Genomic DNA, 20,282 nt, shown 5'->3' with positions numbered 1-20,282 from the left:
GCATAGCTGACGTACACGTGGCTTCCGGCCGGTGGATGGTGGTGCTGCGGTGGCGACACCTTGGCAGAGAGGTGGGAGGTGCGGCGATGATGTCGGCGGCGGGTTCGCGCCGTGGCCGCTTCCCGCCAGGAACGGCACTGAGAGTGGGGTGGACGGGTTGCTGGGTGCGATAGGTCTGGACGAGGGGCAGGAGTCGGCGTACCGCGCGCTGGTGGCGCTGGGCGCGGCGGAGGTGCCCGACCTCGCGCACCGCCTGACGCTGCCGGTGCCGCAGACCGAGCGGGCGCTGCGGCACCTGGAGCAGCAGGGGCTGGCGGCCCAGTCCTCTGCGCGGCCCGGCCGGTGGGTGGCCGCACCCCCCGGGGTCGCGTTGGGCGCGCTCCTGACGCAGCAGCGGCACGAGCTGGAGCAGGCGGAGCTGGCGGCGGTGCTCCTCGCGGAGGAGTACCGGGCCGAGGCCGGGGAGATGGCCGTCCACGACCTGGTGGAGGTGGTGACGGGGGCCGGCGCGGTGGCGCACCGCTTCCACCAGCTCCAGCTCGGGGCGACGGAGGAGGTGTGCGCGCTCGTCAGCGGCCGTCCGCAGGTGGTGACGGGCACGGAGAACGAGGCCGAGGAACGGGCCTCCGTCCGCGGCGTCGAGTACCGGGTGGTGATCGAGCGGCAGGTGTTGACGCTGCCGACGGGGATCCGGGAGGCGTCGACGGCCCTGGCGCGCGGCGAGCGGATCCGCGTGACGGGCGAGGTCCCGACGAAACTGGTGATCGCCGACCGGACGCTGGCGATGGTCCCGCTGACCGCGCGGGGCGCGGAGCCGGCGGCCCTCGTCGTCCACGCGTCGGGGCTGCTGGAATCCCTGCTCGGCCTGTTCGAGGCGGTGTGGCGGGAGTCCCTGCCGCTGCGGTTGGGGTCGACGGGGCTCGCGGAGGAGGGGGACGGCGGCCCCGACACCACCGACCTGGAGATCCTCTCCCTCCTCCTGGCCGGCATGACGGACGCGAGCGTCGCCAAGCACCTGGAACTGGGACTGCGGACCGTGCAGCGGCGGGTGAAGGGCCTCATGGAACTGGCGGGCGTCACGACCCGCCTCCAGCTCGGCTGGCACGCCCACGAACGCGGCTGGGTGGCCCGATAGCGCCGGGTCGGTCACCCTGAGCAGATGGAGCTGCCTCAGCTGGTCCTGGTGGGGCTGGTGCTCCTGCTCGGGGTGCTGGGGGTGATGGTCCCGGGCGTCCCGGGGACCTGGCTGGTCTGGGCGGGCGTGCTGTGGTGGGCGCTCCACGAGCGGTCGGGGGTCTCCTGGGTGCTGCTGGCCTCCTCGACCGCCCTGCTCCTGCTGGTGCAGGTCGTGAAGTGGTTGCTGCCACCGAGGCGGATCCAGGGGCTGGGCGTCACATCTCGGATGGCGGCGTACGCGGGCGGTGGCGCGGTCCTGGGCTTCGTCCTCATCCCGGTCGTGGGCGCGGTGCCGGGATTCATGGGCGGGATCTACCTGTGCGAACGCCTCCGGCTCGGGACGCACGGGGCGGCGTGGGCGGCGGCCCGGACCGTGATGCGGGGAGCGGGAACGAGCGTCCTGGTGGAACTCCTCGCCTGCCTCCTGATCACGGCCGCCTGGCTGACCACCACCCTGACGTAACCCCGGAGGCCGGGTCACGGTGCAGGTTCCCGGGGCTCCGCCCCGGCCCCCGCGCCTCAAACGCCGGCGAGGCTGGATTCGGTCGGGGACGGGGACGGGGTGGGGTGTCGGCCGGGACCAAAACGTGATTTGTTGGCGCACGCCACCGCCCCGCCCACGCAGCCCCGGACAGGGCGCCATAAATCATGCCCGTCCCGGACGACACCCCACCCCGGCACCGGCCCCGACCCACCCGCAGCCCCCGAACCCTCGAACCCACCCCACCCCACCCCGGCCGGAGCCCCACGTGAAACCCCGGCCAGGGGAGGGTCAGGCGCGCCCGTTCCGCTTCGCCGCGTAGTTGGCCCGGCCCTCGGCCGACTTCAGCCGCCAGTCCCGGCGGATCTCCGAGCGCAGACGGGCGTCCGTCTTCGCCACGATGCGCTGGTTCTCGCGGAGCAGTTTGCGGTAGCTCTCCAGCCGCCGCTCCGACAGCTCCCCCGACTCCAGCGCGGCCAGCACCCCGCACCCGGGCTCCGCCTCGTGCGCGCAGTCGTGGAAGCGGCATGCGGCGGCGTAGTCCTCGATCTCCGAGAACACCTGCCCGACGCCGACCTCCGCGTCGAAGAGCCCGACGCCGCGCAGCCCCGGGGTGTCGATGAGGACGCCCCCGCCCGGCAGGGCGAGGAGGTTGCGGGTGGTGGTGGTGTGCCGGCCCTTGCCGTCGATGTCACGGGTGGCCCGGACCTCCATGACGTCCGTGCCGAGCAATGCGTTCGCCAGCGTGGACTTGCCCGCGCCGGAGACGCCCAGCAGCACGCTCGTGCCGTCGGCGACGATCGCCCCGAGCACGTCGGTGCCGTCCCCGGTGTGGGAGGAGACGGTGAGCACCTGGACGCCGGGGGCGGTGGTTTCCACGTCCTCGACCAGGTGGCCGAGGGTGACCGGGTCCGGGACGAGGTCGGCCTTGGTGAGGACGACCAACGGCTGGGCACCGGATTCCCAGGCGAGCGCGAGGAACCGCTCGATGCGGCCCAGGTCGAGTTCGACGGCGAGCGACACCGCGATGACCGCGTGGTCGACGTTGGCCGCGAGGATCTGGCCCTCGGAGCGCTGCGAGGAGGTGGAGCGTACGAACGCGGTCCGGCGCGGCAGGTACGCCTTCACGTACCGCGGGTTTCCGGCCGCTTCGACGGCGGCCCAGTCGCCGGTGCAGATGACCCGGAGCGGGTCGTGGGGGGTGACGAAGGCGGTGTCGGCGCGGACGGTGCCGTCCGCGGTGACGACGTCGCACTGGCCGCGGTCGACCCGGACGACACGGCCGGGGACGAGTCCCCGGGCGGCGTACGGGGCGAAGGCGGCTGCCCAGGCGTCGTCCCACCCGAAGGGGGTGAGGGCGTGCGCGAGGGAGGCCTGCGGGAAAGAAGAGGAAGTCAAGGGGAACCCTTCACAGGGTGGTCCCGGCAGCGTGCGCTCGTCGGCGCGCGAAGTGGTGTGGGGTCAGCCGGAGACCACGGAGGTGACATTGATGGTCTTCTGAGTGCGGGCAGGGCCCTGCGCCGTGACGGTCATCAATGAACTCACCTCCGGATCGTGCACACGCTGCGGTTCCGCACCGGTCGGCGGGAACGGGTTCACGGTAACAAGCGTTCCTCCGCCCCCGCCACCTCTTTTTCCGCGGCCCCCGCCCACCGCCCCCGACCCTCCCTCGGCCCCTCCCCTCAGCCCCGGCCCCGGATCGCCGTCTCCACGGCGGCCAGCCGCTCGGCGAGCAGGCCGAGGGCGCCGACGGCGCGCGCCATCTGCTCGGCGTCCGGTCCGCCGGGCGCCAGGGAGCGTACGTACGCGGCCTTCACCTCACCCCAACGCTCTGCCTGATCACTCGTCAACACTCCTCTCAGTTCGGCGAGTTTGAGGAGGTTGCCCTCGGCGGCCCCGGTGAGGGTCTGTGCTTCGTCCCGGTAGTGGTCGTCGACGAGGGCGTCGAGTTCGGCGGCGTTCATCACGGGCTCGATCCGCGTGGCGATCTTGTTCATGTCGCGGTACGAGCCCTGCAGCCGGAAGGGCGGCTCGGTCCGGGTGGCGTCGGCCCGGGCCGCCGAGGCGACGTAGGCCCGGTTGACGGTGATCACGGTGTCGCGGGCGGTCAGCAGGTGGCGCAGCACCGCGACGATCCGCTCGCGTTCCGCGGGGGCGTACGGGTGGGACAACCGGTCGGGGCGGGCGTTCGTGTCGCCCTCGGCGAGCCGGACCAGCAGGTCGAGGTCGGCGGCGTCGCGGCCCGCGAGGGGGGCGAGGAGGGGGTGGGAGGTGAGGGCGTTCTCCACGAAGCTGAACGCGAAGGCCTCCTCCTTGCCGGTGAGCACGTCACCGAGGTTCCGGACGTCGGCGCGGCTGGCGAGCATGTCCGGGATGCGGAAGCGTTCGCCGGTCTCGGTGTACGGGTTCGCGGCCATGGAGACGGCGAAGCGCTTGCCCCGCAGGTCGTAGGTGCGGGCGACGCCGTCGCGGACGCCCTCGATGCGGCGGCCGGCGTCGCAGAGGGGAATGAACTTCTGCAGCAGCTCCGGTGAGGTGTGCTGGATGTCGTCGAGGTGCAGGAGCACGTTGTTGGCCGCCGCCAGCGCGAAGTTGATCTTCTCCACCTCCTGCCGGGAGGTGGCGTCCGGGGCCTGCGCGGGGTCGAGCGAGGTCACGTTCCGGCCGAGGGCGGGCCCACCGACCTTGACCAGCATCAGGCCGAGGCGGTCGGCGACGTACTCCATGAGCGTGGTCTTGCCGTAGCCCGGCGGGGAGACGAGCAGCAGCAGTCCGCTGCTGTCGGTGCGCCGGTCGGCGCCGGTCGTGCCGAGTTGGCGGGCCAGGTTGTCGCCGATCAGCGGCAGGTACACCTCGTCGACGAGCCGGCCCCGGACGAAGCCCGGCAGCGGCCGGGGTCGGTATTCGTCCAGCCGCAGCCGGGCGTGTTCGGCGGCGACCAGGTCGGCGGCGCGCCTGCGGTAGGCCCGGTGCCCCGGAGCCACGGTCGCCGCGAACGCGCCGACCCGGGAGAGCAGTTCGGGCAGGTCGAGGTGGAGGCTGCCGCCCACGGTGCGCGGGTGCACGCCGAGGAGGCCGGTGACGGTGGTGGTCGTCGCGCCGTCGGCGTCCGGGTCGCGGTGGGTCAGGGTCCCGCACAGTTCCACGGCGACCGCCTCGGCGAGTTGCCCCTCGTCGACCGGTACGCCGTGCGCCGCCGCGAAGCCGGCCAGCCAGGTCGAGGCCAGCCGGCGCCGGGCGGGCAGGTCCTCACCGAGTGCCGCCAGGTCCTCCCGGCAGCCCGAACTGCCTTCCCACGCGGTGAACTTGTCGAGGAGGCCCCGGACGTCCGGGTCGACGACGAAGCCCTCCGGGTCGGTGGCCAGCTCCTCGAAGAGGTACTCGGCGGACACCCCGTCCCCGCCGAACACCCGCATCTCCGAGTCCAGTTCGGCCAGGAACTCGCCGATAGCCGGCACCTTCCCGAAGGTCCGGCGGGCCCGCGCGGTCGACCGGGCCCGCCGGGTCCAGGCCGTACGGGTCTCCTCGCTCGTCCCGTACGCCCAGAACAGTTGGGCCGCGGCCCGGGCGGATGCCGGGTGGCGCAGCAGGCCGGCGCTCGCGTGCAGCCGGCGCAGTGCGGCGAGCAGGAGCGCGGCGTCGTGGTCGTGGACGCCGCGCTCGTACCCCTCGTCGTGGGCGGCTTCCGCTGCGGCCCTCACGAGTGCCCGCAGTTCGGCCTCCGGCTGCGGGTCCGGGCCGTGCTCGGCCAGGAGCCGCACCGCCAGGTACTCGGCCCGGTAGACCTCGGTGTTCTCCGAGGGCAGCGACTGCTTCCAGTGGGGCCGGGTGGCCGCGAAGGCCGGGTCGGTGACCGGGGTGCGGAGGTCGGTGCCGGACAGGGCGAGGGCGATCCCGTCGCCGTGCGGGACGAGCGCGAGCTCGGGCGGCCGGGCGTTGACCGCGAAGGCGTGCCGGCCGAGGCGGACGACGGCACCTCCGTCGGTGTACAGGTCGCGGCGGTCGCGCAGGGCCCGCCCTGCTTCCGCACGGGCGGCGGCGAGCCGTCCGTCGAGTTCCTCGGCCCGCACCCGGTCGCCGAGGTCCCGCAGTTCCTCCACGGTCCGTCGCACCTTGGCGACCATCGGGTCGGAGGTGAGGAAGGTGTGGACGGCGTCGGTGTCGGGCAGGCCGACCAGGCGCCGGGCGACGGTGTCCAGGATCCGGCCGGCGGAGGCGGCAAGGCGTTCCGCGTGTCGGGCGCGGGCGTCCTGGAGGGTCTGCTTGCGGCCGGTGAAGGCCTCGTACACCTCGGTGCGGCGGGTCTCCAGCCGGGTGAGGAACTCCTCGGACTCGCCGAAGCGGGCCTCCAGGTCCTCCACCCGCAGCAGGAGTCCGGCCAGTTCCTCCTCGCAGTCCTGGGGGGTCGTGGCGGCGGCCAGGCCCGCCGTGACGGCCTGCCCGAGCAGGGTGAAATCGGCGGCGAAGGCGGAGCGGCCCTCCGCCTCGACGAGTTCCCGGCGCCGGGAGTCGAGGACGGCCCGGGCCCGGTTGGAGGCGCCGAGGACGTCCGCGACCCGCTCCAGGACGCCGGTGCGCACGGTCGCGTCGGCGATGTCGAGGCCCGTGACGACCTCGGTGACCGTACGCAGCCCCTCGACCAGGGCCGCGAGCTGCTCGGCGAGCGGGCCGGCCTCGGCCGCGGTGGTGATCCGGGCGGCTTCGGCGGCCAGGGCGGTGAGCGCCGTTCCGTGGTCGGCGAAGGCGTCCTCGCGGCTCAGGAAACCGACGGCGCGCCGGCCGGCCGCGTCGAGCTCGGCGGCGACCCGGTCGGCCGCCGCCGCGACGGCTGCGGTGTCGGCGTGGCGCAGCTCGGTCAGCGCGAGGAGCCTGCCCCGGGCCCGGCGCAGCGCGGTGAGCCGGTCCACCCATTCCCCGGCGCTGCGCGGGGCCTCTCCCCGGGTCCGGCGGATCAGGCCGGTGGCCGATGCCGTGGCCTCCTCCAGGGCGGCGGCGGCCCGCAGGGTGAGCTCCCGTACGGTCTCGAACTCGACGAGGACCTGTTCGGCGGTGTCGCGCAGGGCGGTCAGCGGGGTCAGCAGGTCGCCGACCTCGGGGTCGCCGAGCCAGTGGTAGCGGTCGCCCGCGCGTCCGCAGGCGGCGCTGAGGGCGGTGTGCAGTTCGCCGGTCGGCTCGGTCACGTCCCGTACGGAGGAGGCCAGTTCGAGGCAGTCGGCGATGCCTCGGACGAGGTCGGCGTTGCCGATCCGGGCGAGCGGGCCGCCGTCGCCGGCCGCGGGCCCGGCGGCGGCGTGGGCGTCGGAGCGGTAGGGGGACTTCCAGACCTGGAGCGGGTGGACGCGGGTGGCGCCGTCCGCTCCGCGCAGCACGGTCAGCGTGCCGTCGTCGAAGAGGGCGTGGCCGTGGCAGGTGATCGGGGTGGCCGCCTCCTTGCGGATCAGGTTGTAGGGCAGCAGCAGGGTGCGGCCGGTGCCCGAGAAGACGTGGAGGACGTCCTCGCCGTTCGGGGAGCGCACGGTCCGTTCGTGACCGAGGCCCCGGGTGTCGATGTCGAAGGTCTTGTGGGCGCCGCCGGCGAGGCAGTAGCCGCCGGGGAAGACGATGCCCTGGTCGCCGGGCAGCCGGCGGACGCCGCCGCCGATGCCGTCGAGGCGTACGACGTCCCGGGTGATGGTGTTGAAGACCAGGTGCCGGTCCTGCTCCTCCTTGTACGGGCGGACCCGCAGCAGGATCAGCGGCCCGACGCGGGCGTGCGCGACCTCGGCGTCGGCGAGGGCCTGGAGGGGATCGGTGACGGGCTCGGAGTGGATGCCGTCGGCGGTTTCGGTGTCGTCGTCCGTCTTGACGGTGAGGCTGCCGCCGACGGTGGACACGTACAGTTCCCCGGCCACCGCCAGGTGCGGGTGGCGGCCCGGGACCTGGTCCGCGCGGGTGGTCCGCGTCCACCGCACGTCGTCCGGCGCGGTGGGCCGCAGGTGGTCCCGTTCGCCCTGCGCGTCGAGGAACTCGGCGCCGCCCCCGGCGAGGCGCCAGCGCAGGACGCGGATGTCGCCCTCCGTCTCGCCGGTGCGGAAGACGGCGAGGAGCTTGCCGTCGACGTGGCGCAGCCGCAGCAGCCGGGCCTGGCGGTAGTAGCGGAACAGCGCGCCGAACTCGCGGACGAAGTCGGGGTCGTCGAGCAGGCCGGGCACCGAGCCCGGCGGGGCCGGCTCCAGGTCCCGGTCGTACAGCGTGAAGACCTCGCCGGGCCGGACCTCACCGGTGTGGCCGACGGGCACCTCGTGGCCGAGCAGCAGCCACTCCCCCACGGCGGCGAGGTCCCGGGCCACGCAGGGACCGTCCGTGCGGGCCGGGGCCGTGCCGGTGAGGGACAGGCCGGTGGACCCGAAGGCCTCGACCCGCCGCGCGTTGAGCGCCGTGGCGCGCCGTGCCAGCTCCGCCGCCTGTCCGGCGAGCCGGTCCCGCAGGACCTCGTAGGTCCCCGCCTCGATGTCGGTGGCCACCTGCACTCCTGAACGTCGTATCGAATACCGGGCGGGTCGCGGGCCGGGCGGGCGCGCAAGGGGCGGGCCCGGCTCCGGCCGGCCTCAGGCGCCGCTCGGCGGCACCGGGGCCGCGCCGGCCCCGTTGACCGGGTGCGTCCCGTTCACCGGGCCGCCGGACACGGCGGCCAGCGGCAGGTCGGCCAGTCCCATCCGCTGCGCGTGGGCGAGGAGTTCGCCGAGCGGGGCGGCCGAGGTCCCCGCCCCCTTCATCAGCTTCGTCAGCAGGGCCGACACCGTCAGGTTCCGTACGTCCGCCGTCGACACGCCGCCGAGCACCCGCGTCAGGTCCTCGGTGAAGCCGGCCGAGCCTTCCAGCCACGGCTTCGCCAGGGTCCGTGCGGTCCGCGAGTGGTCGACGAACCCGTCGATGCCCTTGCCCAGCGAGATGGAGGAGACGAGCCGGTCGAAGAAGACGGACTCCCCGCCGACGATGCTGATGTCCGCCTTCTCCAGGCCGGTCGCGACGACCATGGCCTGGGCCTCGGCGACCTGCCGCTGCACCTCCAGTCCGGCGAGGCGGACCTCCTTGTCGGCCGCCAGCCGCAGCCGGTACTCCTCGTGCTCCCGGGAGGCCTCGTCCAGCGCGGCCATCGCGGCGGCCTTCGCGGTCAGTCCGGCCGCTTCCGCCTTCAGCTTCTCGCCGATGGCCTCCGCTTCGGCCATGGCCTGGGCCCGGGTGCCCTCGGCCCGTGCCCGCAGTCCGGCCTCGGTGGCGTTGGCCTCCGCGAGCCCCGACTTCTCGATCGCGTCGGCCTCCTTCTCGCGGACCTGTACGGCGGCCAGTCCGGCGGCGGCCGCCTCGGCCTGTGCTCCTTCGGCGTGCCGCAGGGCGGCCCGGGCGTCGAGTTCGGCCGCCTTGACGCGTGCCTCGGCCAGCGTCAGTTGCTCGGCGGCCCGGTGCACCGCGGCGGCCTCGGCGGCCTCGGCGGCCTTGATGTCCTTGACGAGGCGTTCCTGGGCCTCGGCCTCGGCGGCTATGACGACGGCCTGCCGGGTGCGTTCGGCCTCCTCGACCGTGCGGAGCCGCTTGATGGACTCCTCCTGCTCCGCGACGGTGCGGTCCACGGCGATGCGTTCGCGCACGACCTCGGCGATGTCCCGCTTCTCCGTCTCGACCTCCTTGTCGGCGGCGATCCGGCTCAGTCCGGTCTCCCGTTCGCGGGCGATGACCTCCAACTGGCGGTCCTTCTCGATCCGCTCGCTCTCGACGGCGATGACGCGTTCGCGGTTCTTCGCGGCGACGGCGACCTCGCGCGCCTGGTTCTCGCGCTGGATGCCGAGCTGTTCCTCGGTGCGCAGGAACGCGCCCTGCGCGCGCAGCCGCTCCTCCTCGACGACCTTGGCGGTCTCCGCCTCCTCGCGGGCCCGTACGGTCTCGATCTCCCGGCGCTGCTTGATCTCGGCGTCGGCCTGGCGGCGTTCGAGTTCGAGGATGGCCTCGCGGGCGTCGACGTTCTGCCGGGTGATCTCCTTCTCCTCCGTGCGCTGGAACTCGTTGGTCCGCACGTGCTCGATGGCGGTCAGTTCGGTGATCTTCCGGATGCCCTGGGCGTCGAGGATGTTGGAGGCGTCGAGCTGGGTGAGCGGCGTCTGCTCCAGGTGGTCGATGGCGGCGTCCTCCAGGCTGTAGCCGTTGAGGTCGGTGCCGATGACGGCGATGATCCGGTCCCGGAACTCGTCGCGCTTGGTGTAGAGGTCGATGAAGTCGAGCTGCTTGCCGACGGTCTTGAGGGCCTCGGAGAACTTGGCGTTGAACAGTTCCTGGAGGGTCGCCTTGTCGCTGGCCCGTGCGGTGCCGATGGCCTGGGCGACCTTGATGACGTCCTCGGTGGTCTTGTTGACGCGGACGAAGAAGGAGATCCGGATGTCCGCGCGGATGTTGTCCTGGCAGATCAGGCCGTCGCGGCCGGTGCGGGAGATCTCGATGGTCTTCACCGAGATGTCCATGACCTCGGCCTTGTGGAGGACGGGCAGGACGACCTGCCCGGTGAAGGTCACGTCGACCTTCCGCATCCGCGAGACGATCAGCGCCTTGCCCTGCTCCACCTTCCGGAAGAGTCTGCTGACGACGAACAGCACGACGAACACGAGGAGGAGGACGACGCCGACGAGCACGCCGACGCCCAGGGTGATGGCATCCATGGGAATCCTTCGGGTGGGAGAACGGTGGCCGGGCGGGTCACGGACCGGAGGGGCCACGGGCGGGAAGCCGGACGGGGCGGGCAGGACGGACGACGGGGCCGGCGGGCCTCAGGCGCGCGGATCGAGCGCGCTGTCGTACGGGGCCACCCAGAAGAACTCGCCGGGTTCGTCGTACGCGTAGAGCAGGCCGGTGCTGCCGTGGGACAGCGGGTCGGCGCCGGTCTGGCGGACCTGGACGACGGCGGTCGAGCCGTCGTCGGCGGCGACCTCGGCCTGTCCGAACGAGCCGTCGACACGGCCGGTGCGCACCACGCAGAGCCGCCCGAGGAAGTCCTGGCGGGACGGTGGCGGCAGGTCGGGTTCGAACACCCCGCGCAGCGGCGGTACGCAGGCCTTCGTGAGGGCCCGGGCCAGGAGCAGCGCGGCCGCCAGGACGAGGAGCGCGGTGCCGCCGCCGAAGCCGGCCCGGTCGAGGACCACGGTGCCGGCGAGGCTGACGAACCAGGCGACGGTGACGAAGACCGAGACGGAGACCGAGAAGGGCACGCCGAGGGTGCCCAGGGCGGAGGAGCCGGCGTCGGAGTCGAGGGTGTCGTGCTCGGCGGCGCCGAGGAGGACCATCAGCCAGTACGCGATGATCACGCCGAGCGCGAAGGTGAAGAAGACGGTGGGGAAGGCGACCACCGCGGCAAGGAACTCCGCCATCGCCTCCCCCTTCCGTGTCCCGGCATCCGTGGATGCCGTCCCCCGCTGACGGGTCCGATTCTGCCCGGCCCGAGCGGTCGACCGCATTGCCGGATCCCGGCAGTCTTTACGCTTCCTTGATGCCGGGTGGCGGCGGAGCGGTGATGTCCGTTTCCTTCAAGACCGCGACCGCCGGCTCCGCCTAGCCTGCTGCCATGACTCCACGACTCGACATGATCGGCATCGTCGTCTCCGACATGGCCGCTTCCCTCGCCTTCTACCGTCGTCTCGGTCTGGACGTGCCGGTCGGCTCCGAGGAGCAGCCGCATGTCGAGACCGCCCTCCCCGGAGGTCCGCGGATCGCCTGGGACACGGAGGAATCCATCCGCGGCATCGACCCCTCCTGGACCCGCCCGGCCGGCGGCAACCGGGTGGAGCTCGCCTTCCTGTGCGACTCCCCCGCCGAGGTCGACGCGCTGTACGCCGAGCTGACCGGCGCGGGTCACGAGGGGCACATGAAGCCCTGGGACGCGTTCTGGGGGCAGCGCTACGCGGTGGTACTGGACCCGGACGGCTCCGGGATCTCGCTGTTCGCCCCCTCGGAGCCTTCCGACCCGTCGGGCCCGTCCGACCCGTCGGCTCCCTCCGGCCCGGCCGCGTAGGCCCCCGGGGTCGTTCCGGTCAGTGCGCGCACCTCCCGGGCGAGGTGCGCCTGATCGGCGTATCCGGCCAGGTGGGCCACCCGCGCCTGGGGCAGCCCGCGCCGGACCAGGGCCAGGGCCCGCTGGAGGCGCAGCACCCGCCCCAGGGTGCGGGGGCCGTACCCGAAGGCGTCGAGGGAGCGTCGGCGCAGTTGCCGCTCCCCGAGGCCGACCGCCCCGGCGATCCCGGCGACCGACTCCCCGGCCCGGAGGCGGGCCGTCACCTCGGCGGCGAGCGGGTCGGGCGGCCCGACGGCCGCGGCCCGGACCCGGGCCAGCTCTTCGAGCCCCGTACGGGGGTCCTCGTACGCCGCGATCCGTTCGGTGAGGCGGCGCACCTCGGCGCCGGACCACAGCGCGGCCAGCTCGACCCGCCGGTCGCACAGTTCGTGGGCGGGTACGCCGAGCAGCGCGGGCGCGGCGCCGGGGGGCAGCCGCAGGCCGGCGAAGGCGTCACCGGGGACCTCCCCGGCGGGGTGCGGCCCGGTGTCGGGGCCGGCGACCAGCAGGCGGCCACCGACCCACAGCAGGTCCATGCAGCCGTCGGGCACCACCACGGAGCCCGCCCCGCGGGCCCGCCACACGAAGGCCCCGGGCATGACGGCGGACGGCGCTTCCTCGTACACACCGCCAGGCTATGTCGTCGCCGGGGGCGGCGGGTCCTCAGTGCTTGCGGAGCCGGGAGGTGTAGTCCTCGGGCGGCAGGAACTTCGACCAGCGTTCGGGGAACTCGGACGGCATTCCACCGTCCTCGTCGTCCTCGGACTCCCCCTCGGCGAGGGCGCGCCAGGCGGCGGCCCGGGCGACCAGCTGGGCGGCCTCCGCCTCGCGGACCCGCTCGTTGGCCTCACGGGCCGCGGCGGTGGCCACCGAGGGCCAGACCCGGTCGATGGCGGCGTTGACGGCGGCGCCGACGAGCACGGCGAACGCCGAGATGCCGATCCACAGCAGGATCGCCACGGGCGCGGCCAGCGACCCGTAGATCGTGGGCCCCTCCACGGTGTTGGTCAGGTAGATCCGCAGCAGGAACGAGCCCAGCACCCACATGGCGAGGGCGACGAGCGCGCCCGGCACGTCCTCGATCCACGGCGACCGCACGGGGACGGAGACGTGGTAGAGGGTGGTCAGGAAGGCGATGGAGAGGAGGGTGACCGTCGGCCAGTACAGCACCGCGATGACCTCCGTGCTCCACGGCAGCAGCCGGACGACCGCATCGGGGCCGACGACCATCAGCGGCAGCACGATCGCGCCGATCAGCAGGGCGATGATGTAGAGGAGGAAGGCGAGCAGCCGCGTCTTGACGATGCCGCGGTGCCCGTCGAGTCCGTACATGACGGTGATCGTGTCGATGAAGACGTTGACGGCGCGGGATCCCGACCACAGGGCGAAGGCGAAACCGAGCGAGATCAGGTCGGGCCGGCCCCGGCTGGTGACGTCGTCGAGCATCGGTTTCGCGACGTCGTTGACGCCCCGGTCGGACAGGATCGTGCCGACCGCGCGCAGGATGTTCTCCTCGATGCTCTGCACGGACTGGGTGTCGGTCCAACCGTCGACGTAACCGAGCAGACCGAGCAGACCGAGGAAGAGCGGCGGCAGCGACAGGAGCGTGAAGAAGGCCGCTTCGGCGGCCAGTCCCAGGATCCGGTACTCGATGCACGAGTTGACGGTGTCCTTCAGCAGCAGCCAGGCCATCTTCCGCTTCGAGACGTTGCGATAGAGGGCGCGGGCCCGGTGGAGCCGTCCTGGGATCCGCTCGGGTGTTTCTTTTGCTGGCTGCACGTCCTTACGGTATCCGCATGGCAGCCACCACCCACACAGTCAGCAACCAGGCCCCGCCCCTGGTGGGCCACGAGGTCTACCTCGGCGACCGGGCCCTCACGGAGGGCGTGGAACGGCACCTCGCCGACGCGGCCCCCGAACTCCTCGACGAGGTAAGGGAGGAGCTCACGACCCTCGGGCGCGCCGCGGGCTCGGCCCAGGCCCAGGACTGGGGGACGCAGGCGAACGAATGTCCGCCGAAGTTGCGGACGCACGACCGGTACGGGAACCGCATCGACGAGGTGGACTTCCACCCCGCCTGGCACCGGCTGCTGGGCCACGCGGTGACGTCGGGGCTCACCGACGCGTGGGGCCGGCCCGCGGGGCACCTGCGCCGCGCCGCCGGCTTCTTCCTGTGGTCGCAGGCGGAGGCGGGGCACGGCTGCCCGGTCTCGATGACCCACGCCGCGGTCCCGGCGCTGCGCACGGATCCGGAGCTGGCCGCCGAGTGGGAGCCGCGGCTGACCTCGCACGTGTACGAGGAGGGCCTGCGCCCGGCCGGACGCAAGGGCGGTGTGCTCTTCGGGATGGGGATGACGGAGAAGCAGGGGGGCAGCGACGTACGGGCGAACACCACGGTGGCGGTGCCGCTCGACGCCTCCGGGGAATACCTGCTGACGGGCCACAAGTGGTTCTGCTCGGCGCCCATGTCCGACGGGTTCCTGGTCCTGGCGCAGGCGCCGGGCGGTCTGACCTGCTTCCTGGTGCCCCGGGTGCTGCCGGACGACACCCGCAACGTGTTCGCGATCCAGCGACTGAAGGACAAGCTGGGGAACCGGTCGAACGCGTCGGGCGAGGTCGAGTTCGACGGGACCTGGGCGCGACGGGTGGGCGAGGAGGGGCGGGGGGTGCGCACGATCATCGAGATGGTCGCGGCGACCCGACTGGACTGCGTGATCGGCTCGGCGTCCCTCATGCGGCAGGCGCTGACCCAGGCCGTCCACCACACGGAGCACCGCTCTGCTTTCGGATCGCCGCTCATCGATCAGCCGCTGATGCGCAACGTGCTCGCCGACCTCGCGCTGGAGTCCGAGGCGGCGACCGTGCTGACGCTGCGCCTGGCGGCGGCGTACGACGCCGGTACCGAGCAGGAGAAGGCCTTCCTGCGCCTCGCGGTGCCCGCCGCGAAGTACTGGGTGACCAAGCGGTGTACGCCGATGGTCGCGGAGGCCCTGGAGTGTCTGGGCGGCAACGGCTACGTCGAGGAGTCCGGGCTGCCCAGACTGCTGCGCGAGTCCCCCCTCAACTCGATCTGGGAGGGCTCCGGCAACGTGCAGGCCCTGGACGTGCTGCGCGCCCTGCAGCGCGAGCCGATGGCCCTGAACGCGTTCCTCCAGGAGGTCGGGCTCGCCCGGGGCGCCGACCACCGGCTGGACGCGGCGATCAAGAACCTGCTCACCGAACTGGCCGACCTCGACGGCATCGAGGCCCGGGCCCGCCGGGTCGTGGAGCGGATGGCCCTGGTCCTGCAGGGATCCCTGCTGGTCAGGTGGGCTCCGCCGGAGGTGGCGGACGCGTTCTGCGCCTCACGGCTCGGCGGCGACCGGGGCTCGGCCTTCGGCACGCTGCCGCACACCCTGGACCTGGCGTCGGTGGTGGAGCGGGCCCGGATCAAGGTCTGACGGGGGCGCCGGCCCGATCCCGGCATGCGGCCGGCAGCCGCCGGCACAGGCGCGGACCACGGGCTGGGAGCGGTCCCCAAACCGCGCAGCACCGGGATCCGGGCCCGTGGAGGTGGGACCGGGGGTGGCGCCGCGCCGACTCGGCGCCACCCCTGATCCGAGAAGCCCCGAGGAAGGAGCTGTCACGCCGCTCGGCGGCGTGCCGATAGTTTCGGTCGGGTGACCGGGGGTTGGCGAGAGTTGCATACCGTTGCAACCCTCGGATCGGAAGGCGCCCGCCGCACGCGCCCGGGGAACGGCACGTGCTCGACGGTGGGCGGCTCCCGCAGTAGGTCCTGTTCAGCACGGGGAGGTTCCGGTGGCCAACACCGCAGGCGACACGGTCGACGTGGCACGCATCTCGGCCATGGACGCGCGTGACGCGACGCGTCTGCTGAAGGGGGTACGGGCCGCCGCGCTGGCCGGGGAACGCCCGCCCGCCGCACCGCGCCCGGAGATCGCCGAGTCCTGGCGCCGGATGCTGGCCGGCGGGGTGCACCCCGACCGGGACGCCCGCTCGCGCGTGCTGTCCGCGGCCGAGACGGAGGAGCGCAGGCAGGTCTCGCCGCTCCGGGACCTCATGCCGGTGCTCCGCGAGGGGCTGCTGCCCGCGCTGGACGAGGCCCTGCACATCATGGTCGTCGCCGACGCGGACGGGCGGCTGCTGTGGCGGGAGGGGCACGCCTCCATCCTGCGCAAGGCGGACCGGCTCGGATTCGCCGTGGGCGCCGACTGGACCGAGGCGGTCGTCGGGACCAACGGCGTGGGCACCGCCCTGGTGGTGCGGCGCCCGGTGCAGGTCTTCTCCGCCGAGCACTTCGTCTCCAGCCACCACGACTGGACCTGCGCGGGCGCCCCCGTGCGCGACCCCCGCGACGGGCAGCTGCTGGGCGTCGTCGACGTGAGCGGACCGCTGGCCACGATGCACCCGGCCACCCTGGCCTGGGTCAGCTCCGTGGCCCGCCTCGCCGAGCGCGAGCTGCGGGTGCGGCACCTGGAGTCCCTGGAGCGGTTGCGGGCGGTCGCGGCCCCGCTCCTGGCCCGGCTGCCCGGCCGGGCCCTGGCCGTGGACCCGCACGGCTGGACGGCGGCGGTGGCGGGCCTGGCGCCCGCCGACCGGATCCCGCTGCCCAAGTCCCTCGGCCCGGGCCGGCTCTGGCTGCCGCAGCTCGGCGACTGCGTGGCCGAGCCGCTGCCCGGCGGCTGGCTGCTGCGGATCGAGGAACCCCGTGCGGCCGCCGCCCCGGTGAGCCGCGTGGTGCTGGACCTCAGCAGGCCTCGCTCCTGGTCGGCGACCGTGTACGGGGCCGCCGGCAGCTGGTCCCAGGAACTGAGCCCGCGCCACGCGGAGCTGCTGTTCCTGCTGGCGGAGACCCCGCGCGGCCGGTCGGCGGCGGAGCTGGCCGCGGAACTCTTCGGGGACCCCACGCGCACGGTGACGGTCCGGGCCGAGCTCTCCCGCGTCCGCCGCCACCTCGCGGGCGTGCTCACGCACCGGCCGTACCGCTTCGCGGAGGACGTCGAGGTGGAGCTCGTCCGGCCGCCGGATCCGGCGGGGCTGCTCCCCCACTCGACCGCCCCCGCGGTGGTCCGGGCCCGGCAGGGCGGTGCCGTCGGCCGGGGCGCCCCGGAGGGGCCCGCGTCGGATGTGGTTCCCTGAACGGCATGAGCACCATCACCCTGACCACCTGGTCCCTGGAAATGACCGCGCCCGGCGACCTGGTCCCGGCGGCCGGGCCCGGCCCCGAGGTCCGCATCGAGCGGGCGGAGGTCCCCTCGCCGGAGTTCAGTCGCTTCCTGTACGCGTCGGTGGGCGGGGACATCCACTGGACGGACCGGTTGTCGCTGACCCGGGCGCAGTGGGTGGAGCAGCTGGGGCGGCCCGGCGTCGAGACGTGGGTCGCGTACGACCGCGGCACCCCGGCGGGGTACGTCGAGCTGGATCCGCAGCCCGACGGCGTGGTGGAGATCATGTACTTCGGGCTGCTGCCCGACTTCCGGGGGCGTCGCATCGGCGGGCACCTGCTGTCGGTCGGGACGGCCCGCGCCTGGGACCTCGCGTCCCGTTGGCCGGACCGGGAGCCCACGCGGCGCGTCTGGGTCCACACCTGCAGCCAGGACGGCCCGACCGCGATGGACAACTACCAGCGGCGCGGCTTCAAGGTCTTCCGCACCGAGACCGAGGAGAAGCAGGACGGCCCCACCCCCGGACCCTGGCCCGGCGCGTGACCCCCGGGGTCGCCGGCCGGGGCTCCCGTCCCCGGCCGGCGACCCGGCGCGACACGGACGCCCCCACCGTTGCTCCCCGCGGGACCGGCGCACCCCCGCGCCGGCCCGCGCCGGCTCCTGCCGGTCCGCCGTGGTCCCGTCCCGGTGGCCCCGCGATCCCGTGCGGCCCGACTCGGCCCGGGGCGTTCCCGCCCGGTCGCGGGGCCGGAAACAGTCCCCCGGTCGGCCCCTACGGACCCGCCGCCGGGCGGTGACGGACCGGCCGCCGACGTGACCCCGGTCACCGCGTCCCACGATCCGGGACGACTTCGTCCGAATGCTGGACAGTAGTGGACTCCTCCAATCGGCGCATGACACGCTTCCGCCATGAATGGAGCTGGAATTGCCTTGGTGAGTCGGCGGCACGTCGACCTCGGCCGCATGTCCAGCGCCATCTGTCCGGCGAGCTGACCGAACCAGCCACCGCCGCACGTCGACGCCGTCCCCACTGAAGCGGACGCGTCGACCACGTAAGCCCCCTGAAGGCCGAAGACCGCTCCTGCCTGCCGGCAAACCCGACTGAAAGCGGCATTTCGGCCACACCTGCTCAGCGTTGCCGGTCCGACAGGGGCACGCCGCACCTCCCCTGCCCTTGCCCCGAGCCGCCGAAGAAGGACGTACCGCCATGGCCGCCACCCCCGAAACGCCCGCAGCCGCCCCAGCAGCCGCAGCGCGCCGCAAGACCGGCCGTCACCGCGGCGAGGGCCAGTGGGCCGTCGGACACCACACACCCCTCAACGGCAACGAGCAGTTCAAGAAGGACGACGACGGTCTCAACGTGCGGACGCGCATTGAGACGATCTACTCCAAGGCGGGCTTCGACTCGATCGACCCCAACGACCTGCGCGGTCGCATGCGCTGGTGGGGCCTCTACACCCAGCGCAAGCCCGGGATCGACGGCGGCAAGACCGCGATCCTGGAGCCGGAGGAGCTGGACGACAAGTACTTCATGCTGCGCGTCCGCATCGACGGCGGCCGGCTGACCACCGAGCAGCTCCGTGTCATCGGCGAGATCTCCGAGGAGTTCGCCCGCGGCACGGCGGACCTCACCGACCGCCAGAACGTGCAGTACCACTGGATCCGGATCGAGGACGTCCCCGAGATCTGGCGCCGTCTGGAGGCCGTCGGCCTGTCCACCACCGAGGCCTGCGGTGACACGCCCCGCGTCATCCTCGGTTCGCCCGTGGCCGGCATCGCCCAGGACGAGATCATCGACGGCACTCCCGCCATCGACGAGATCTACCGCCGCATCGTCGGCAACAAGGACTTCTCGAACCTGCCCCGCAAGTTCAAGTCCGCGATCTCCGGCTCGCCGCTGCTCGACGTGGCGCACGAGATCAACGACATCGCCTTCGTCGGCGTGAACCACCCCGAGCACGGCCCCGGTTTCGACGTCTGGGTCGGCGGCGGCCTCTCCACCAACCCCAAGCTCGGTGTGCGCCTGGGCACCTGGGTCTCGCTCGACGAGGTCCCGGACGTCTACGAGGGCGTCATCTCCATCTTCCGCGACTACGGGTACCGCCGGCTGCGCAACCGCGCCCGCCTGAAGTTCCTCGTCGCCGACTGGGGTCCGGCCAAGTTCCGCCAGGTCCTTGAGGACGAATACCTCAAGCGCAAGCTGACGGACGGCCCCGCGCCCGAGCAGCCCTCCGGCCAGTGGCGCGACCACGTCGGCGTCCACCAGCAGAACGACGGCCGCTTCTACGTCGGGTTCGCGCCCCGCGTGGGCCGCGTGGACGGCGCCACCCTGACCAAGATCGCGGACGTCGCCGAGCAGCACGGCTCGGGCCGGCTTCGCACCACCGCCGAACAGAAGATGGTCGTCCTCGACATCGAGGCGGACCGGGTCGACTCGGTGGTCGCCGCCCTGGAGTCGCTCGACCTGCGCGTCAAGCCGTCCCCGTTCCGGCGCGGCACCATGGCGTGCACCGGCATCGAGTTCTGCAAGCTGGCCATCGTCGAGACGAAGGCGCGCGGCGCCTCGCTGATCGACGAGCTGGAGCGCCGCCTGCCGGACTTCGCCGAGCCGATCACCATCAACATCAACGGCTGCCCGAACGCCTGCGCCCGCATCCAGGTCGCGGACATCGGCCTCAAGGGCCAGCTGGTCCTGGACGACGACGGCAACCAGGTGGAGGGCTACCAGGTCCACCTGGGCGGCGCCCTCGGCCTGGAGGCCGGCTTCGGCCGCAAGGTTCGCGGCCTCAAGGTCACCTCGGCCGGTCTGCCCGACTACGTCGAGCGGGTCGTCACGCGTTTCCAGGAGCAGCGCGAGGACGGCGAGCGCTTCGCCGCGTGGGTCACCCGCGCCGACGACGAGGCCCTGTCATGAGCGAGCGAGCGGCCCCGTTCTACTGCCCGTACTGCGGTGACGAGGACCTGTTCCCCAACGAAGCCGGTCACGGCGCGTGGGAATGCAGGGCCTGCAACCGAGCCTTCCAGCTGAAGTACCTCGGGCTGCTGTCCCGGGGTGGTCAGTCCAACACCGCTGGAGGGGACGAGATATGACGACGGTTCAGGAGACGCAGAACCTGAAGGAACTGGCCGAGCGGGCGGGCCGGGAACTGGAGGACGCCTCCGCGCTGGAGATCCTGCGCTGGGCGGCCGACACCTTCGGCGAGAAGTTCGCCGTCACCTCCTCGATGGAGGACGCGGTCGTCGCGCACCTCGCCTCCCGGGTCCTGCCGGGTGTGGACGTGGTGTTCCTGGACACGGGTTACCACTTCGAGGAGACGATCGGGACGCGGGACGCGGTGGAGGCGGTGATGGACGTCAACGTCATCACGCTGACCCCGCGGCAGAGCGT

General features: G+C 73.3%; 17 protein-coding genes. 10 read left to right on the top strand and 7 right to left on the bottom strand.

Annotation, left to right across the window (positions count from 1 at the left end):
- The first annotated feature begins 157 nt into the window (after window positions 1-157).
- Together ACZ58N_RS29510 and ACZ58N_RS29505 are read left to right on the top strand one after the other, a co-directional pair.
- Complete coding sequence (locus tag ACZ58N_RS29510; protein ID WP_389710129.1) at window positions 158-1,135, top strand: helix-turn-helix domain-containing protein; 978 nt, start codon at window positions 158-160, stop codon at window positions 1,133-1,135.
- Window positions 1,136-1,159: 24 nt separating this feature from the next.
- Window positions 1,160-1,639: a DUF456 domain-containing protein gene (locus ACZ58N_RS29505; protein ID WP_471165857.1), complete on the top strand. Its 480-nt coding sequence runs from the start codon at window positions 1,160-1,162 to the stop codon at window positions 1,637-1,639.
- Window positions 1,640-1,948: 309 nt separating this feature from the next.
- Here ACZ58N_RS29505 and rsgA read toward each other — a convergent pair whose 3' ends face one another.
- The 5 genes from rsgA to ACZ58N_RS29480 form a co-directional block, all read right to left on the bottom strand.
- Window positions 1,949-3,055, bottom strand: a complete 1,107-nt coding sequence (gene rsgA, locus ACZ58N_RS29500; RefSeq protein ID WP_471165855.1) for a ribosome small subunit-dependent GTPase A — start codon at window positions 3,053-3,055, stop codon at window positions 1,949-1,951.
- Window positions 3,056-3,118: 63 nt separating this feature from the next.
- Window positions 3,119-3,256: a hypothetical protein gene (locus tag ACZ58N_RS29495; protein ID WP_471165853.1), complete on the bottom strand. Its 138-nt coding sequence runs from the start codon at window positions 3,254-3,256 to the stop codon at window positions 3,119-3,121.
- Window positions 3,257-3,339: 83 nt separating this feature from the next.
- Window positions 3,340-8,160, bottom strand: a complete 4,821-nt coding sequence (locus ACZ58N_RS29490; RefSeq protein WP_471165850.1) for a DNA repair ATPase — start codon at window positions 8,158-8,160, stop codon at window positions 3,340-3,342.
- Between the two features lie 84 nt (window positions 8,161-8,244).
- Window positions 8,245-10,344 carry a flotillin family protein gene (locus tag ACZ58N_RS29485; RefSeq protein WP_471165847.1) on the bottom strand — a complete coding sequence of 700 codons (2,100 nt, stop codon included), beginning with the start codon at window positions 10,342-10,344 and terminating at the stop codon, window positions 8,245-8,247.
- Window positions 10,345-10,452: 108 nt separating this feature from the next.
- Window positions 10,453-11,049: a hypothetical protein gene (locus ACZ58N_RS29480; protein WP_471165845.1), complete on the bottom strand. Its 597-nt coding sequence runs from the start codon at window positions 11,047-11,049 to the stop codon at window positions 10,453-10,455.
- 194 nt (window positions 11,050-11,243) lie between these two features.
- On the opposite strand from ACZ58N_RS29480, the gene ACZ58N_RS29475 reads away from it, so the two are divergent.
- Window positions 11,244-11,690 (top strand): VOC family protein, encoded by a 447-nt coding sequence (locus ACZ58N_RS29475; RefSeq protein ID WP_471165842.1) that lies wholly within the window; start codon window positions 11,244-11,246, stop codon window positions 11,688-11,690.
- Here ACZ58N_RS29475 and ACZ58N_RS29470 read toward each other — a convergent pair.
- Window positions 11,576-12,328 (bottom strand): helix-turn-helix transcriptional regulator, encoded by a 753-nt coding sequence (locus ACZ58N_RS29470; protein ID WP_471166039.1) that lies wholly within the window; start codon window positions 12,326-12,328, stop codon window positions 11,576-11,578. The two genes, ACZ58N_RS29475 and ACZ58N_RS29470, sit on opposite strands and share 115 nt — an antisense overlap.
- Window positions 12,329-12,392: 64 nt before the next feature.
- The gene (locus tag ACZ58N_RS29465; protein WP_471165840.1) at window positions 12,393-13,508 is read right to left on the bottom strand and encodes a YihY/virulence factor BrkB family protein; all 1,116 of its coding nucleotides are present in this window, start codon (window positions 13,506-13,508) and stop codon (window positions 12,393-12,395) included.
- A 17-nt stretch (window positions 13,509-13,525) separates the two neighbouring features.
- Between ACZ58N_RS29465 and ACZ58N_RS29460 the strand changes: the two genes are divergently transcribed.
- The 7 genes from ACZ58N_RS29460 to ACZ58N_RS29430 form a co-directional block, all read left to right on the top strand.
- Window positions 13,526-15,169, top strand: a complete 1,644-nt coding sequence (locus ACZ58N_RS29460; RefSeq protein ID WP_471165837.1) for an acyl-CoA dehydrogenase family protein — start codon at window positions 13,526-13,528, stop codon at window positions 15,167-15,169.
- A gap of 406 nt (window positions 15,170-15,575) precedes the next feature.
- The gene (locus ACZ58N_RS29455) at window positions 15,576-16,868 is read left to right on the top strand and encodes a GAF domain-containing protein (RefSeq protein WP_471166037.1); all 1,293 of its coding nucleotides are present in this window, start codon (window positions 15,576-15,578) and stop codon (window positions 16,866-16,868) included.
- A 5-nt stretch (window positions 16,869-16,873) separates the two neighbouring features.
- On the top strand, window positions 16,874-17,437 hold the full coding sequence (locus tag ACZ58N_RS29450) for a GNAT family N-acetyltransferase (protein WP_471165834.1): 564 nt from the start codon (window positions 16,874-16,876) through the stop codon (window positions 17,435-17,437).
- 366 nt (window positions 17,438-17,803) lie between these two features.
- Window positions 17,804-17,887 (top strand): putative leader peptide, encoded by an 84-nt coding sequence (locus ACZ58N_RS29445; RefSeq protein WP_309550570.1) that lies wholly within the window; start codon window positions 17,804-17,806, stop codon window positions 17,885-17,887.
- 214 nt (window positions 17,888-18,101) lie between these two features.
- Window positions 18,102-19,808 carry a nitrite/sulfite reductase gene (locus tag ACZ58N_RS29440; RefSeq protein ID WP_471165832.1) on the top strand — a complete coding sequence of 569 codons (1,707 nt, stop codon included), beginning with the start codon at window positions 18,102-18,104 and terminating at the stop codon, window positions 19,806-19,808.
- Window positions 19,805-19,984, top strand: a complete 180-nt coding sequence (locus tag ACZ58N_RS29435) for a hypothetical protein (RefSeq protein WP_471165829.1) — start codon at window positions 19,805-19,807, stop codon at window positions 19,982-19,984. The genes ACZ58N_RS29440 and ACZ58N_RS29435 overlap by 4 nt, the downstream gene beginning before the upstream one ends.
- Window positions 19,981-20,282, top strand: a 302-nt coding sequence (locus ACZ58N_RS29430) for a phosphoadenosine phosphosulfate reductase domain-containing protein (RefSeq protein ID WP_471165826.1), incomplete at its 3' end; no start/stop codon positions are given. The genes ACZ58N_RS29435 and ACZ58N_RS29430, both read left to right, overlap by 4 nt.

This window comes from Streptomyces sp. NPDC040432, assembly GCF_055595445.1.
Note: the sequence above shows the minus strand (reverse complement) of the source record. Positions and strands in the feature narration are given on the sequence as shown.